Source organism: Variovorax sp. PCZ-1 (genome assembly GCF_018413605.1).
Lineage (GTDB): Bacteria > Pseudomonadota > Gammaproteobacteria > Burkholderiales > Burkholderiaceae_C > JANMDU01.
The window spans coordinates 1,751,680-1,767,634 of sequence record NZ_JAHCDN010000001.1; the positions used below are offsets into that span (position 1 = coordinate 1,751,680).

Genomic DNA, 15,955 nt, shown 5'->3' on the forward strand with positions numbered 1-15,955 from the left:
ATTTTCACCATGCCAGTATTGAGATCGCTTATGGTGCATTCGCGGCAGCATGGGCAACTGCTTGCGCTACCGCCTCCTCGACAACCTGTGCAATGGTCGCTTCAAGTTGGGGCTGCAACTCCTCAAATAACTTGTGTGCTGCCTCTAAGGCGAGCTGTGAGACCGTCTCGCGAATACGACGCTGCAGCTCGATATCCATGTATTGCCGCGCACGTAAAAGTAACTGCTGTCTTAGTTGTTGTGAAATTTGCTCTGTACTCAACTCTAAGTTTGCAGGTGCAACCGAAGGTACGACTGGTGCTGCCTCGCGCTGCGCTGCAGAGATGACTTGCGTTAGTGTTGGTACAAAACGGGGCGGGGATTTCTGCATAGGAATTTAAGCCACAAGATTGAGATCGTGTCGCACTATCTGGATGCCACGCTCGCTGTAGTGCTTCCATCTTAATCTGGCGCTTTGCTTATCTGCCTCATCTTGGCTCACCACTTCAATGACACGGCCAAAGCCTTCAAATCCAGCGGGCACAGAATGCATGAGATTCACCAAAACCTGCCTGCCCTGACCTTGTTCGGCCGTATCACATAACCAAATTGGCGTGTGCTGACGCGTTGGTTCAGCCAGATGCTGTACTCGCCCGTGCGGCACGAAGTCCAGGGCACTGAAGCTCCACAACAGTTCATCGAGTTTGGCAAGAAGAGTGTCGTCTGCCAACACGGCCACCGTGCTGCCGCTAGCCGCAGCTTTGCGCAGCAGACGGCAAGCGTAGGCGAGTTTGCCGGGCGCGTTAAAGTGAAAGGCAACACTCGTCATGCTATAAATTATGCAGCACTTCGCGCAGATTTTTTGCCGGCTACAGCCTGCTTTTGCTCAAAATTCAAGAGGAATTTCATGAGCAAGGGCACAGGTCTGCCCGTGGAGCCTTTGGCCGCACCGCTCTTCCAAGCTGTGCCTGCAATATCCAGATGCGCCCATGGATATTGGCTTGCAAAGCGCTGCAAGAACTTAGCTGCCGTGATCGCGCCGCCCATACGGCCAGCCACATTGGCCACGTCAGCGAAATTGGTTTTGAGGCCTTCGGCGTAATCATCATCCAGAGGCATGCGCCAAGCCAGATCTTGCGAGGCCTCTCCTGCCCTAAGGAGTTGCGCAGCGAGATCATCATCTGCGCTAAACAAGCCACTGCGCACAGCACCCAGCGCCACCACGCATGCGCCAGTCAGTGTGGCAATGTCCACCACTGCCGCGGGCTTGAAGCGTTCGGCGTAAGTGAGCGCATCGCACAAAATCAAGCGTCCTTCGGCATCGGTGTTCAAAATTTCAATGGTCTGGCCGCTCATGCTGGTGACCACATCGCCGGGCTTGACTGCGTTGTGCGAGGGCATGTTTTCGCAACTGGGAATGAGGCCAACCACGTTAATCTTGGGTTTGAGCACAGACAAAGCCTTGAACACGCCGAGCACACTGGCCGCGCCGCACATGTCAAATTTCATCTCATCCATCTCGGCAGCAGGCTTGATGGAGATACCGCCTGTGTCGAAGGTGATGCCTTTGCCCACCAGCACCGTGGGTTGAACTGTTTTGGCTGCACCAAAATAGCGCAGCACGATGAAGCGCAAAGGCTGCTCTGAACCCTGTGCCACAGCCATGAAAGAGCCCATCTTGAGCTTAGCCACCTCTTTCGGCCCCAGGATTTCGCAGCTCACAGGCGATTTGCCAGCGGCAATGGCTTGAGCTGCTTTAGCCAGAAGGGTTGGCGTAGCGTGATTTGCTGGGCGATTGCCCCATTCTTTGGCAAGCTCTACGCCCTCGATCAAGGCTCGCCCTTGCTGTAATTCAGGACTCATGGCTTGGACTTGGGCTTGACTTCCCAGATTGATGCTGACCAATTGAAGCTTGCGCGCTTCAGCCTTCGGTTTGGTATGCGTATAAACATAGCTTGAGGCAGCAGCAGCTTGCATGGCCGCTTGCAGCGATGCACCAGACAGACCATTGATCTGCGCCAAGCAAAGCATGACATGAGCCGATTTGACCGCGCCGGGGATTTTGCAGGCGGCAAACGCTGCTGCACAAGCACGCGCAACATCTTTCTCATTTGCTTGTCCAGCCCCTACCAAAATCACTTGTCGGGCGGCGATGCCTGTTGAGCGGTAGCAGCTCAGCAGCTTGCCAGCGGAGGTATCCAAATCATCCTGTTCTAAAGCTGCCAGCATGAGCCGCTTCAATGCGGGCAGGCTTTTGACCGACTTCGTGGGCACGTCGTTGGCCTTGGTAGGCTTAGCTGGCTTAGAGCTGGCAGGCACCAACAGAATCAGCACATCGCAAATAGTCTGCTCACATGCTTCCCAAGACAAATTCTTAAGTTCAAAGTTCATAATAGGGGCTCCGGGCGGTGTACGCTCGTGAAGAAATACTTTTTTCAGCAGCCTCGATGTTATTCCATTCTTCTATTCGCCAAGAACTCGCTCGCAGCTTTGTGGCGACTTTGGTAGTCTTGATCACCGTGGTCATGAGCATGATGTTGATTCGATCGCTCGGCCTGGCTGCCAAGGGCAGCGTGAATCCGCGCGATGTGATCATGCTCATGGGCTATTCGGGCTTGGGGCATTTATCAACCATCATGACGCTCTCGCTGTTTATTGCCGTCACGAACACACTCGCACGCATGTATCGCGAATCGGAAATGGCTGTATGGTTTGCTTCTGGCAAAGGACTCACAGGATTCATCAGTCCAGTGATGCGCTTTGCATGGCCCATATTGCTGGCAATTGCTTCGCTGGCTTTGGTGGTTTGGCCTTGGACTGCACAACAAACCAATCAACTTCGCAGCCAATATGAGCAGCGCGGTGATTTGGATCGAGTCTCGATTGGTCAGTTCCAAGAAAACGCATCAGGCTCTCGTGTTTTTTTTGTAGAAGCAACTGACCGTGAAAACGGTCAAGTCAACCCATCGTCACAGGCGGTAACGGATACACAAGCTGAAATACTCAAGCGCCAAGCACGCAATATCTTCGTATCGGAGTCAGATGATCAAAAACAAATCATCACCTCTGCTCGCAGCGGCGCTGTAGACATCGTTAACCAAGATCAATTTATTGTGCTGAAAAACGGCCAGCGTATGGAGCAAAACAAAGACGGCAGCCAAGTCAAGGTGATTGAGTTTGAAGAATACGCCGTGCTCGCTAATGCTGCCAAGCTCACAGGTGCGCGTGAGCCTACTGCGAAATCATTGGACACACTGGATTTACTGACCAAGCCTACCGCTTTAAATTTGGCTGAACTGAGCTGGCGCTTGGGGCTAGCGCTATGCGCATTCAATCTGCTGCTGCTCGCTCTCTTGCTCTCAGCTGTGAATCCACGCGCAGGCCGAGGCTTTGGCATCGCCTTTGCTCTGCTGGCCTTCGTTGTGTACTACAACATGCTCAACGTGGGCTTCTCGCGGATTGCCAGCGGTCGCACCGACTTTGCAGTATGGATGATTGCTTTGCATGGCAGTGTCTTTGCGCTCACTGTGGGATGGATGGCACTACGGCATAACCAATGGTCATGGCGGATGCTGCTCCCCCGCCGCACTCCACCTACATCTGCGCTCTGACACTATGCAAACCATCCGACGCCTGCTGCACCGCGAAATCTGGATCTCCGTAGGTTTCGTGGCGCTGGCTTTCCTCACGTTGTTTTCATTTTTCGATTTGGTCGAGGAGCTCGGCGATATCGGTAAGGGCAATCCAAGTAGCCCCTATGGCTTAATTCACGCCGCACTCTACACTTTTCTGTGGGCACCGAGTCGGCTCTACGAATTGCTGCCCATTGCTGTTCTGATTGGGTGCATTTTCGTGATGGCACGTTTTGCGCAGAGCTCAGAATTCACGATTCTTCGCACCAGTGGTATGGGGCCTTGGCGCGCACTTAAAACCCTGCTCTGGATGGGCGTGGCCTTCACCCTGCTCACTTTTGCTTTAGGCGACTACATCGCTCCGCAGGCCACACGCGCTGCGCAACTGTTGAAATCTAAATTCATGGGGCAGATCAGCCTGGGGCAAACTGGTGCATGGCTCAAAGATCGCCAGCAATTTTCCAGTTACGCAGTCAACGTGGGTGCGCTCGACGGCGATGGCAGCATGCGCAACGTAAAAGTCTATGAATTCAATTCCAAAGGCCAAATTTTGGCCACGGTACAAGCGCAGCGCGGCACTTTTGAAGATGAAGCTTGGCTACTCAAAGATGTTCAGCGTCAAGAGTTCTTCATTCCCGATACCACTGCATTCGTCACGCCAAGCTTGAGCATCAACAAGCCCAAAGCTCTGGAGGAAGCAGCCCGCGTGGAGCGCAGCAAACTCTTACCTGAGTGGCGCTGGCCTACTGGTATCAGCGCTGAAATGGTTTCCGTGGCATTGCTCAAGCCCGAGCGTATGGGCACACTCGACCTCTTTCAATACATCCGCCATTTGCAGACCAACAATCAAACCTCGCAACGCTATGAAATCGAGTTCTGGCGTAAGGTGTTTTATCCGCTCAGTTGCCTCGTGATGGTTGTTCTCGCCCTGCCCTTTGCTTACCTACATTTCAGAAGCGGCGCGATCAGCGGCTATGTATTTGCTGGCGTGATGATCGGCATCAGCTTCTTCCTACTCAACAATGTTTTTGGCTACATCGGTAATTTGAACGACTGGACACCCTGGATCACCGCTGCAGCGCCAGGCTTGATCTATTCACTGGCATCTCTCAGTGCCTTCACTTGGCTGGTTTTACGGCAATAGCGATGACAACGACCGCAACACACTCCCCCAATGGCATCATCTTATTCGCCCACGGCTCGAGAGATCCACTCTGGCGGGGTCCGATTGAAGCTGTGGCTGCACGTATTCGCACCGACAGCCCGCACCTGCCAGTGACCTGCGCCTACTTGGAGTTGTGCGAACCCAGCCTGCCAGATGCAGCAGCACAGATGATTAGCAAATTACAGATTGCTATCAATTCAATAGCTGCCTGCGCAGACTCTAAGCCGGCGACTGGCCTAAAACCCTTAAAAATACGAATCATCCCTATGTTTTTAGGGATGGGTAAACATGCACGTGAAGACTTGCCCGAGCTGGCAGCCCAATTACGCTCATCGCATACCCAGGTTCAATTCGAAATTTCAGCCACTGTTGGGGAAGATGAGCGAGTGACTGCTTTGTTAGCGCAGATCGCTTTGGGTGCTTAAGTTATCGAGCGCCTATTCTCTTTCTGCGGTTTTTCAAACCTAGCCAGCGGCTGAGACGCCTAGCGATTGCGGACAAGTCAAGAATTGTTGGCCTTACAGCCCATGCTTGGTCTGTGATTGATGGCTCTTCGATACCGCCCGCACCGGCTCTCCTGAGGCGCTGCGCTCAGCCCAATGAGCACCCACTTAGGTCACGCGTTGCAACACCAGACATTCTTTATTACGAATTGCGGTAGTTTGGTAGCAATCTATTGATTTCTCTTACCAGTGAATGCGCTGGATTGTGAATTAATGCAAAGAATTAGTCATCATGTGCAACTCACAATATTGCATTGAACTAATACTTTGCTAGTAAATATATGAAGTTATCCATTGGTTTGTTAATCGTATCGGGTGGATTGGCGTCAAGCGGATCGTCTGTTTGGGCCCAAAACGTCGATACCGGCCGCGTGCTCGAGTCCGTGCAACCACGCCTGCCCAACGATAGACAGCAACCCTTGCCTAACTTGCAGCAAAGGGTCAGTCCGCAAGCTAATCCAACGCTCCCAGAAGCAATGCAACAAATCGATGTGCGAGAGTTCAGGATTGAAGGCTCTAGCTTGCTGGCAACAACGCGTTTGCAAACGGTGGTTGCACCCTTTGCGGGCCGCAGCTTAACAACATCGCAAATGCAGCAAGCGGCAGATGCAGTGACGCAAGCCTATCGGACAGCGGGGTATACATTGGTTCAAGCTTTGATCCTGCCTCAATCGATCAACGATGGCATCGTTGTGATCACTGTACGAGAGGATCGTCTTGCGGGCGTGCAAGTCATTGGTGAACGGACACCAAGCTTGGTCCAGCGCAGCATTCAAGAGACACTGACACCACAGCAAGCACTCAATGTGAATGCGCTAGAGCAAATTTTGCTCCTGGTCAACGATCTTCCAGGGCGCGGTCGCGCTTCGGCGGAGATTATTCCACCTACGCAAGGAGATGCATCAAACGTCACCGTGCGCTATGCACCCGCACCCAAAGTTCAGGGCAGTGCAACGATCGACACCTCCGGAAATCGCTACACGGGTAGCACACGTTTGATAGGTCAAATGCTCATCAACGAGCCATTCAACTCAGGTGATCAGCTCAGTCTGACTGTGTTGAGCGCTGGGACACCGCTGACATATGCTCAGGCCGGATACCGCTTCCCACTGACACCGCGCTTGTCGATGGGTGTGTCACTTTCCGTGCTCGAATATGAATTGTGTTGCCAGGCTGCTGGAATCACATTCAAAGGCGCTGCTCAATCCTTTGGATTTGACGCTGCATATCAGCTCAATCTCAAACGTGGTGAGAACTCAGCGCTCTATGCGGCTTTAGATTCGCGCCGCCTCAAGAGTGAGCGTAACGGTATTGAACAAAGCAATCGGCAAATCGATGCACTCAGCGCAGGTATCCGTGGCTACACCACCGTCGGTACATTCCGCAGTTGGAATACAAGTCTGCGAGCAGGTCGAGCGGACTTACAGAACAATGCGGGTGATCTCGCACAGAACGCAACGACACAAATACAAGGCAGTTTCAGCAAGCTCACGGGTGGTTTTTATCAATCCTTGAATCTCACGCACTCTTGGCTATGGCTGCTTCAAACTCGTGGACAGCTTAATCTAGGACGTAACTTAGACGGCTCGGAGCGCATTGCTTTAGGCGGAGCAGATGGCGTTCGCGCCTACCCTTCTGGTGAAGGCGTAGGTGATACTGGTTGGCTTTTATCGACTGAGCTGCGTTACGCCATTGAAGCTGCACAGGGCTTATCACTGGCCGCTTTTGTGGATGCAGGTGGTGTGCGACGTTACAGCCGCAACGTGGCCCCAGTCTTGGCCATGATGAATCAAAAAGACAACACTTATACGCTCGCTGGAGCAGGCGTGGGCGTGCGCTATGACAGTGCAAGCACAAGCCTGGTCTTGCAGATTGCAAAGCCGATTGGAAACAACCGTGGCGTCGACACATCTGGCAACAACAACGAAGGTCGCCGTGATGGGCAAACTCAGGCTTGGCTAAGCGCAGCCTGGAAATTTTGATCTGGATAACGTGTTCTTAAATCAAACAAAAGTAACTGAATTTGATCTTATGAACCAAAACAACGTGAAATGCAACTCACACAGAGTCTAAAGGAGCTGAAGATGAAGTCTATGCGCATTCAGACGAATACAAGTCATCGCAAGCGGATCGCAAAGCGCTTCGCATATCAAGCTGGAGCACTCATGCTCACCACGCTAGCGGCACAGCTCGCGTATGCGGACCTTGTCTCTAATCCCACATCAGGTCGGTATATACCGCCTTCGATCAATATCGTCGGCCCTGGGACAGGCCCGCCAATCTCCAATATCCCTCCTCGAGGCGCCGGTCCATCGCTAGAGATATCGTCACCGACCTTACCCTCCAATCCAGGCAGAGGTAGCACAGGTGGTGTGACGCCGGGTACTGGCCCAGTGACTGTTCCTACCCCGCCAGCAACGCCTGCTATACCTCCAGCAGCTGCGTTGCCTCTTCAGCCCCCTGCGCCAGCTCCAGGCGCCGCACCGACTGTAACCTCCCAGCCACCACTGGTCACTACTCCATCGGCGACAGTATCTCAGCCCGCAACGATCATCACGCCCACCCCAACCCTCCCCGTTTCGGGTGCCATAGACATAACGCCGTCAAGACCAGTCACTACGGTTGACGGACAGGTTCAGCCTGGTGCTGGCCCGATAACGAATGTTAGCCTTGCCGAGCCACCAGGCACCTCAACACCGCCCAGAGGCACAGGCCTGTTAGAAAGCACTTTGCCTAAGACACCCCCGCAAGGGAATTCATTTACAGGCAATGCACCTGCGCCAGCCACGCTGAGAGAAATCATCCCTGAGACTCAAGTGCTTCTGAGCAGCATGCGTGTCATTCAACCCAGCATTCCAAACGCTGACAATCGGCCGCCAACGCAGGTTCAAGCACGTTCGCAAACCGCCTGTATCCCCGTGACTCTTAGGCCAGATGCCCAACGCACCAACACCACGCTTGTAGATTTAACAGGCGACGGTTTGATCGTATCTGCTGTGCCCAATGCACATGTCCAAGCTGTCTTCACACGAGCAGGCTACGCCGAGGTCAACCTCACACAGGCTGTACGCTGGTGTATCGCTCAGGCTGCGAGTCGTGAATTGGTACAGCTGCAGGGCAACCTTGCAAACCAAGCAGATATGCGCCTCGTGCAAGTGTCACAAGGCTGGCAATTGATGTCACACGAGCAGTGGGTATCTCACCAAGCCACACTCGTGTCTAAAGCACAAGATAGCTCATCACCGCGCCTCCTGGCCGCATCGAATAGCAACCCACGTAAAGCTGCAGGCCTCAAAACAACCAAGTTACGCCCTAACCGGCCTAGCAGCGTGACGGTCTTGGTTCAGCAACTAGGAAACAGTCTAGATCGCGGCTTAGGCCGAGCGTCTAAGCAAGTTGTGGCGCAAGCTGCTAAGCCATAATGTTCCTCAACGACGGCTCCTGGGAAAAAATTCGCATTGCATTGTGCACTGCGATATGCGTCATAGCCTTGCTTCCCCAGCCTAGAGCTCAAAACACCACATCGCCCAATTCAGTACAAGCAGCGCTGACTTCGGCCCCCATCCTGAGGATTGATCCTGGTACACATACCAGTTTGCTGCGCGCAGCAGGCTTTGACGCTACACGTGAGCGCCTGTACACCGCCTCGGATGACAAAACTGTACGTATCTGGCAGATGCCAACTGGCAAACTCTTGTCTACATGGCGTGTGCCCATACTCGACGGGCCAGAGGGGCAACTCTATGCCTTATCTTTATCACCAGATGGCCGCTGGCTCGCTGTAGGTGGCTGGACAGGATGGGACTGGGAAAAGCGTGCCAGCGTTTATATTTTTGACACGCAAACTGAGCAACTTGTACAGCGCCTTCCCGTTGCGAGTTGGACAATTACCAGCCTCCGTTTTTCGCCCGATGGTCAATTTCTTGCTGTAGGCATGCATGGCCAAGGCGGATTAGCCATTGTGCGCAGGTCTAGCGGCCAAGTCATCGCCACCGATACAGCCTATCAAAACAAAGTGATGGATATGGACTTTGACCGCTTTGGGCGGCTTCATGTCATTGGGCTGGATGGCTTTGTGCGCTTGTATCAGCAAGATTTCAAGCTATTAGCGCGGCGTCAGGCCAAGGCATCCAAGGATCCAGTAGCCGTACGCGTCAGTCCCGATGGCGAGCAATTGGCGATTGGTTTTGCCGACGCCCCAGTTGTTGAAGTACTCAACGCACGTGACCTGAGTACGCTAAATGTGTTGAAAGCATCTACTGGGCGCCAGCATGATTTCGTGACAGTGGGCTGGAGCAGTGATGGCCAGTATCTCTATGCGGGAGGTGATAGTGCCAGCAAAGGCCGCTCAGACGTGTATCGGTGGGCATGGCCCGCTGGCTCACCTAACAGCGAGCCACAGGTATTTCAGGCAACATCGGCTCGTATCAATGATCTCTGGCCTCTGAGCAAGGGGCGCATGCTTTTCATTACTGATGAGCCTTCGGCTGGTTGGGTCGATCCCAGCGGGCAAGTCAAACAGCTCGTTGCGAGTGCGCAATGGGACTTCACACAATCGTCTCAGCAATTGCTGGTGTCAGGCAACGCAAGCCAAGTTAGTATTGCTGTGTCTGGGCAAACGATGGCTTACGACGTCAACAGCGCGCGCGCGCAGTTCCAGCGAAGCAACAGTACAGCACTACAGCGCCCCGTGACTCAAGCTCCTGGCTGGAATATTCGCATCAGTGCCGATCAAAGAATATTGAATATCAATCAGCAGCCTATCGCTTTGGAGGAATACGAGCGAGTGCGCAGCCATGCAATTTCGGCTAATCGCAGCTTTACAGCCATTGGCACCGAATGGGGGCTGCGCGCCTACAGCTCGAATGGCCAACTCCTGTGGCTAACCCGCGTCTCCTCCCCTGTATGGGCGATCAATGTGTCTGCAGACAATCAAACTGTTGTAGCAGCTATTGGCGACGGAACTCTACGTTGGTTTTCAGCGCAGACAGGACGAGAGCTACTGGCTACGTTTATGCACCGCAACTCCGCGGATTGGATCGCATGGATACCAGGCGGCTACTATGCATCATCGCCACATGGTGACCGCCATATTGGCTGGCACATCAACCGTGGCCTAGATATTGCACCAGATTTCATCTACGCAGTACAACTAGAACGCGTGCTGTATCGACCCGACTTAGTGAGAACAGCACTCGAAGGTCGTCAGGTTCAATCCAGCTCGCCTGCACCAATTCTGAGCAGCGAGCAAATGGCAAACATTGCACCTCCGCGCCTGCGAATCAAATTGCAAGGTGTGGATGCTGCTCGAGGCATCGCACGCATCAGCGTCGATGCCGAGCGTGCCGGCCCGGAGATGAAGGACATCGCTGTATACGTGAACGATATTCCTGTCACGCCATCCAATGATCGTAGCCTTCGCTCATCTGAAGCCAGGCAGCTGCGCCGCGATTACGAAGTGCCGCTGACCCGCCCTATAAACGATATCCGAGTTGAAGCATTTACGGGCGTATCTATGGGCCTTGCGCGAATACAGGCTGAACTGCCTTCGGGTGTATCACCTGCGCCTGCAACTGGTGATCTCTATGTCCTAGCAATTGGTGCAAGCCGTTTTGAGGAGTTACCTCAGAAGACATGGCTATCCTATGCTGCCAAAGATGCCGACACTATCGCCAATACGCTTCTGAGCATCCCCTCAACGCAATTTAACAAACGCCACATCCGCGTATTGACTGATAACAGCTCAGAGAAACCCACGCGAGCTAATATTCTCGCGGCACTCGATTTCCTCAAGAATGCACGAGCGCAAGACACCGTCGTTCTATTTCTTGCTTCACACGGCGTATCAGACACACGTGGCAATTATTATTTCGTGCCACGCGATGTCAAGGCTCAAGATCTCAATGGCTTGCAAGCCTCCAACAATCCGAGCAGCCTGCTCTCATGGCAAGTTTTCTTTGATGCACTGCGTGTTGTAGCTGGGCAGCGCGTTTTGGTTGTCGATACCTGTCAAGCCAAAGGTATAGCCGGTCGTTTTGACCCAAACGCACTCATCAAACGCTCAGCATCGAGCCAATTTGCACTCATGCTGGCATCAGGCGAAAACGAAGAATCACAAGAATACGACCCAGCTGGGCACGGCTTATTCACCTTCGGTCTCCTCACCAGCATGCAAGAGGCTCAAACGCAAAACTTGGCGCGACTGAATCTGCGAGACTGGTTTGCTGCCAGCGCAAGGGTGGTTCAGCGCTTTCGTGATCGCTCAATTGGCCCACAAACTCCGCAATTGCTTGCCCCTTCGGTGCTGGAGCAGACAGCTTTGCTCTCACGTTAGTGCCTGCCCACTAAAAAAACCAAATTTTTCACGATTTCATTGAACTGAAATATCGATGGCTGCAACTCAAGACACAAGAAGAACAGTTCATCCCTCTGAAACTGAGGTGCGCACCTTGCTAGAGCGCATCGGCAAACAGGATGAATCGGCTTTACGCGAGCTTCACCAAGCTTTCGGCAAGCGGATTTACGCCTTTGCCCTCAACCGCCTGCATGACGAGCAGGATGCTGAGACTGTGATTGTGGATGTGCTGTACGAAGTGTGGCAGCGCCCCGATCGGTTTCGTGGCGAGTCACTGTTTTCAACCTGGATTCTTGGAATCGCAAAATTCAAGGTACTGATGATGTTGCGTGCACGCCGCCCCGAAATGCAAGAGCTGGATGACGAGCTCTGTGACACTGTGCCAGATGAAAGCATGGGAGTTTTTGAAACCGTGCTGAACACCCAGCACCGCCACCACATTGATGGCTGCCTTGAGACGCTGCCTGATGTGCAACGCGAGTGCCTCATGCTGACTTTCTACGAAGGATGGTCGGTACTTGATATTGCTGAATTTCAAGCATGCCCTGAAGGCACCGCCAAGACGCGGCTCTTTCACGCACGTAAGAGCATGAAAGATTGTCTTGAACAAGTCTTTGCGGGAAAGCCTAGCTTGCATGTGGTGGGTGGCAAGGAGGTACGTCATGGTTGATACAGCTGTGCTCAGTATGAAAGACCTGCTGGCCGTTTTGCCAGCTTATGTGAATGGCTCAGCTACTACAGCCGAGCAAGCTCAAGTCAAGCATGCCCTTAAAGCGAGCCATGAGGCACGAGCTGCATTGGCTTGGCATGAAGCTCTGGCAGAGAAAGTAGTTGCCGATGTCGAGTCAGTGCGCGGCGATATCGGATGGTCTCAACTGCAAGCCAAAGTTCGCGCTTCCCAAGGCGTGCGCAACCAGCAAGTACCAGCCGCCAAATCATCACTCTGGGCGCGCTTAGAGGTTCTCCTTCCTCATCGTTGGCTGTCTGCACGAGTGCTTGGCGGTGCGTGTGCGGCGCTACTTGCTGTTGTGATTGGTCAGGGCATATTACTTAGCGCTGATGGAGACCGCGCGTATTCTGAGGTACGTAGTGCGCAATCCAACCCAAGCGCCACGGGTACTGCACCGGCTGGCAGCAAATACATCAAAATCAACTTCAAAGAAAAAATCACCGAACGCGATATGCGCCTGATGTTGGTTCGTTCTGGTGCAGTGATCGTTTATGGCCCTGCCCAACTTGGTGACTACACCGTGGCCGTGCCTGCTGCTGAACTTGATGCCACGGTCAAGCTGTTCAAGGACAGCATGCTGACAGAATCAGTTCAAGAGACAGCTGCACCTGGTATCGCTGCCAGCAGTGACACCACAGGCTCTGCCCTCAGCAATCCTGCGCAAGAAGCTGCCATCAAGAAACCCTAGAGAGAACACAGCATGTCAGCCTCCGCATCTCTGATTTCTCGACGTCAACTGCTACGCGTATCTACTGGTGTGGCTTCAATGGTAGGTCTATCTGCTTGGGCACAGCGCCCACGCTCCAGCACTGACGATAACAAGTTGGCTCTTGTGATCGGCAATGCAGATTACCGAGTAAAGCCATTACGCAATGCCGTCAGCGATGCCCGTTCAATGGCATCTGCCATGCGCGAAGTTGGTTTCAACTTGATCATGCGAGAGAATGCCTCACAGGCCAGCATGATTGATGCCATGAAAGAGTTTTGGCTACGTAGCCGCCGCTCTGAAGCGCGTCTGCTGTATTTTTCTGGCCATGGTATCCAGCACCGGGGACGCAATTACCTGGTACCTGTCGATATGGTGATTGAGAACGAAGAGGATGTGCCAAGGCGAGCTGCCTCTGTGGATGAAGTGGTTGAAAAGCTCAATGAGAACAGCAAAGGCGTCAATGTTGTCATTTTGGATGCCTGCCGCACCCCACCTGTTGCTGGTACAACGCGCACTCGAGGACTTGGCGGTACGCGCTCCATGGGTGGCGGTTTAGCACAAGTCAATGCACCACAAGGCACGCTCATTGCATTTTCCACGGCACCCGGCTCCGTGGCTTACGACGGCGTCGATGGCAATAGCCCTTACACGCGCCATCTTGTCGAACAAATGCGTGTGCCAGGCCAATCAATTGAGCAGGTCTTCAAACGTGTACGCATTGGCGTAGCGCGTGATACCGGCAACAAGCAAGTTCCTTGGGAGTCAAGCTCCCTCATGGGTGATTTTTGTTTTGCAGCTGACAGCGCAGGTCGCTGCGCTGTCAGTTGATATTCAGGAGATGATGATGCTCACACGCAGAAACGCTATCACTGCCTTTGCAGCCCCTGCACTGATCATGCCCTTGGCTCTTAGAGCGCAAAGTTCATCGAAATCGACATTCGCTCCACGGTTCATCGACATGGCTGGCCGTAGCCCGTCCAGCACTCAAATCATCGAGGTTTTGAAGACACAGCAGGGCATTTCTTCAACGCGCACCCGCAAGCTCAACCTCGAACCCATGACTCGCCCTGATACCGGCATTGCCGCGGCTGATAGCACACCGCGTGACAATACACCTCGCGAGACACTGCAGGTGGAATCAGAATCTGCGCGTCTAAGTTTCGATCAGATCACTTTCGAGTTTGACTCCGCCCGTATTTCACGCGAAGCCTTGCCTGTGCTGCAAGAAATCGGTATCGCGCTGCGCGCCAAGGAGCTTGTACAGCTGCGTTTCCTCATCGAAGGGCACACGGATGCAACAGGTAGTTTGCAGTACAACATGCAACTGTCTTCACGGCGAGCTGAGTCCGTCAAGCGTTATCTCATGGCACGTCATGGTCTGCCCTCTCGTCGCTTACTCACTGCGGGCAAAGGTCCGACCGATCTTCACGAACCCGATCAGCCCGAAAGCTCCGCCAATCGCCGTGTGGTGCTGATGGCCTTCGAAGGAAAAGTGGTTCCCACTTGAATACTTTGCGTACTTCACAGTCTTTCAAGGAGCCTCAGGGCTCCTTTTTTGTGAATCGTAAAAATTATCTGCTTTTAGCTCAGTAGCCAGCGCGGAATATGCGCAAAGTGCTATTCATTTAATAGTAACCAGTCAAACCAAAAGTATCGTTGTGTAAGGTAGAAGAAAAACTTGAACCGAACCACCCATGAGCTGCAACTCATGGGCATGAAACACGAAACATCCCATCTGTTCAAGTCTGCCATCGTAGCGCTGATCAATCTATCAGCTGCGCATCTGGCACTCGCCGGCAATGAGCAGCGAGTTGATGTCAAGGGTGTCGCGATCAACGCTTCGCTTCCTTTGGCAAAAGCAGAGCAAAACATGGCTTCCACCACGGGTGGCAAAGTCAACGGTAAAAATCGGCAGCGCGTAACAATCAAGGGTGCCGCCGTCAACGTTGCAGCCTTGGGTGCCAAGGCTGAGCAAAATATGTCCAGTGTCAAAGGCAAGGTATCTGGCAGTAATGATCAGACCACCAACCTTGTAGGTGCATCTATCAACGCCGCTGGTCTTGGCGCAAAAGCCAGTACCAATATGTCCAGCGTCAACGGCTCGGTCAAAGGCAGCAACAAGCAAAGCACGCATGTGGTCGGCGCTGTGGTCAATGCAGCAGCGTTAGGAGCAAAAGCCAGCGTCAATCTCGCTTCTGTGGGCGGCTCAGTCAACGGCAGTAACACGCAGCGCGCCTATGTGGGCGGCGCTATTGTGAATGTCGCAGCTTTGGGCGGCAAGGCTGAGGTCAATGTTGCATCCAAGGCTGGCAGTGCTTCAGGAAATGCTCAAACCGCCGTTGTGGGCGGTGCCATCGTGAACTACTCAGCTTTCGGTGTGCCTTCCAAAGTCAACATTAACTCCAACTGAATTTAACCCTTCGCACGGGTGGGCCCAGCCCATGCGAAGTTTTATCAAAGGGCATCACTCTAGGAGAAATCTCATGACCAAGTTCGCAATCATCGCTCTCGCCGCTTTCATGGCCGCTGGTGCAGCTCAAGCTCAGATCAAAATCACAGGCAAGAACGAGCAGAAAGTCAAAGTCCAAGGCGCAGTCATCAACGCAGCGATTGGCATGGGTGCTACTGCCAAGCAAAACCTCTCTTCGAATGCCGGCAAGGTGGAAATTGGCGGTGACAACAAGCAAACCACTGAAATCCAAGGCGCTGTGATCAATGCTGCCATCGGCATGAAAACCACAGCCAAGCAAAACCTTGCATCCAACACCTCGGACAAATAAATCAAGGTAACCGTCTCTTTGGGTGATGAGCGCTGGCATCCAGCTTGCGCTCGCCCAAAGGGGTGGGTCGTGCGGGTGGGCTCAATCAGTCTTCACTACCAA

The 15,955-nt window shown here is 53.3% G+C and carries 15 protein-coding genes; 12 read left to right on the forward strand and 3 right to left on the reverse strand.

The genetic code is table 11. The features are described from left to right. Window positions 1–28: 28 nt before the first annotated feature. Genes KIH26_RS08450 through KIH26_RS08460 form a run of 3 tightly spaced genes read right to left on the reverse strand, consistent with a single transcriptional unit; the run spans window position 29 to window position 2,370 of the window. Window positions 29–370, reverse strand: coding sequence for a hypothetical protein (locus KIH26_RS08450; protein WP_213444025.1), 342 nt, complete (start codon window positions 368–370; stop codon window positions 29–31). 6 nt (window positions 371–376) lie between these two features. Continuing rightward, complete coding sequence (locus tag KIH26_RS08455) at window positions 377–808, reverse strand: DNA polymerase III subunit chi (protein ID WP_213444027.1); 432 nt, start codon at window positions 806–808, stop codon at window positions 377–379. Window positions 809–816: 8 nt separating this feature from the next. Then, window positions 817–2,370 carry a leucyl aminopeptidase gene (locus tag KIH26_RS08460; protein ID WP_213444028.1) on the reverse strand — a complete coding sequence of 518 codons (1,554 nt, stop codon included), beginning with the start codon at window positions 2,368–2,370 and terminating at the stop codon, window positions 817–819. Between the two features lie 56 nt (window positions 2,371–2,426). Here KIH26_RS08460 and KIH26_RS08465 point away from each other — a divergent pair, with 56 nt between their 5' ends. The 12 genes from KIH26_RS08465 (at window position 2,427) to KIH26_RS08520 (ending at window position 15,853) form a co-directional block, all read left to right on the forward strand. After that, the gene (locus KIH26_RS08465; RefSeq protein ID WP_213444029.1) at window positions 2,427–3,590 is read left to right on the forward strand and encodes an LPS export ABC transporter permease LptF; all 1,164 of its coding nucleotides are present in this window, start codon (window positions 2,427–2,429) and stop codon (window positions 3,588–3,590) included. A 4-nt stretch (window positions 3,591–3,594) separates the two neighbouring features. Next, a complete protein-coding gene (lptG, locus tag KIH26_RS08470; protein WP_213444030.1) occupies window positions 3,595–4,755 on the forward strand; it encodes an LPS export ABC transporter permease LptG in 1,161 nt (386 codons plus the stop codon). Between the two features lie 2 nt (window positions 4,756–4,757). Continuing rightward, a complete protein-coding gene (locus KIH26_RS08475; RefSeq protein WP_213444032.1) occupies window positions 4,758–5,201 on the forward strand; it encodes a sirohydrochlorin chelatase in 444 nt (147 codons plus the stop codon). A gap of 554 nt (window positions 5,202–5,755) precedes the next feature. Beyond that, window positions 5,756–7,261 carry a ShlB/FhaC/HecB family hemolysin secretion/activation protein gene (locus tag KIH26_RS08480; protein WP_213444033.1) on the forward strand — a complete coding sequence of 502 codons (1,506 nt, stop codon included), beginning with the start codon at window positions 5,756–5,758 and terminating at the stop codon, window positions 7,259–7,261. Between the two features lie 102 nt (window positions 7,262–7,363). Then, the gene (locus KIH26_RS08485; RefSeq protein ID WP_213444034.1) at window positions 7,364–8,701 is read left to right on the forward strand and encodes a hypothetical protein; all 1,338 of its coding nucleotides are present in this window, start codon (window positions 7,364–7,366) and stop codon (window positions 8,699–8,701) included. Further along, the gene (locus KIH26_RS08490) at window positions 8,701–11,613 is read left to right on the forward strand and encodes a caspase family protein (protein ID WP_213444035.1); all 2,913 of its coding nucleotides are present in this window, start codon (window positions 8,701–8,703) and stop codon (window positions 11,611–11,613) included. The genes KIH26_RS08485 and KIH26_RS08490 overlap by 1 nt, the downstream gene beginning before the upstream one ends. A gap of 55 nt (window positions 11,614–11,668) precedes the next feature. Then, window positions 11,669–12,304, forward strand: coding sequence for an RNA polymerase sigma factor (locus KIH26_RS08495; RefSeq protein WP_213444037.1), 636 nt, complete (start codon window positions 11,669–11,671; stop codon window positions 12,302–12,304). Then, window positions 12,297–13,052 carry a hypothetical protein gene (locus tag KIH26_RS08500; RefSeq protein ID WP_213444038.1) on the forward strand — a complete coding sequence of 252 codons (756 nt, stop codon included), beginning with the start codon at window positions 12,297–12,299 and terminating at the stop codon, window positions 13,050–13,052. The genes KIH26_RS08495 and KIH26_RS08500 overlap by 8 nt, the downstream gene beginning before the upstream one ends. Before the next feature lie 12 nt (window positions 13,053–13,064). Beyond that, on the forward strand, window positions 13,065–13,901 hold the full coding sequence (locus KIH26_RS08505) for a caspase family protein (RefSeq protein WP_213444040.1): 837 nt from the start codon (window positions 13,065–13,067) through the stop codon (window positions 13,899–13,901). A gap of 16 nt (window positions 13,902–13,917) precedes the next feature. Next, entirely contained in the window at window positions 13,918–14,580 is a 663-nt protein-coding gene (locus KIH26_RS08510; RefSeq protein WP_249661009.1) for an OmpA family protein, read from the forward strand. 171 nt (window positions 14,581–14,751) lie between these two features. Next, entirely contained in the window at window positions 14,752–15,483 is a 732-nt protein-coding gene (locus KIH26_RS08515) for a hypothetical protein (protein ID WP_213444041.1), read from the forward strand. Between the two features lie 73 nt (window positions 15,484–15,556). Further along, entirely contained in the window at window positions 15,557–15,853 is a 297-nt protein-coding gene (locus KIH26_RS08520) for a hypothetical protein (RefSeq protein WP_213444042.1), read from the forward strand. The last annotated feature ends 102 nt before the right edge of the window (window positions 15,854–15,955 follow it).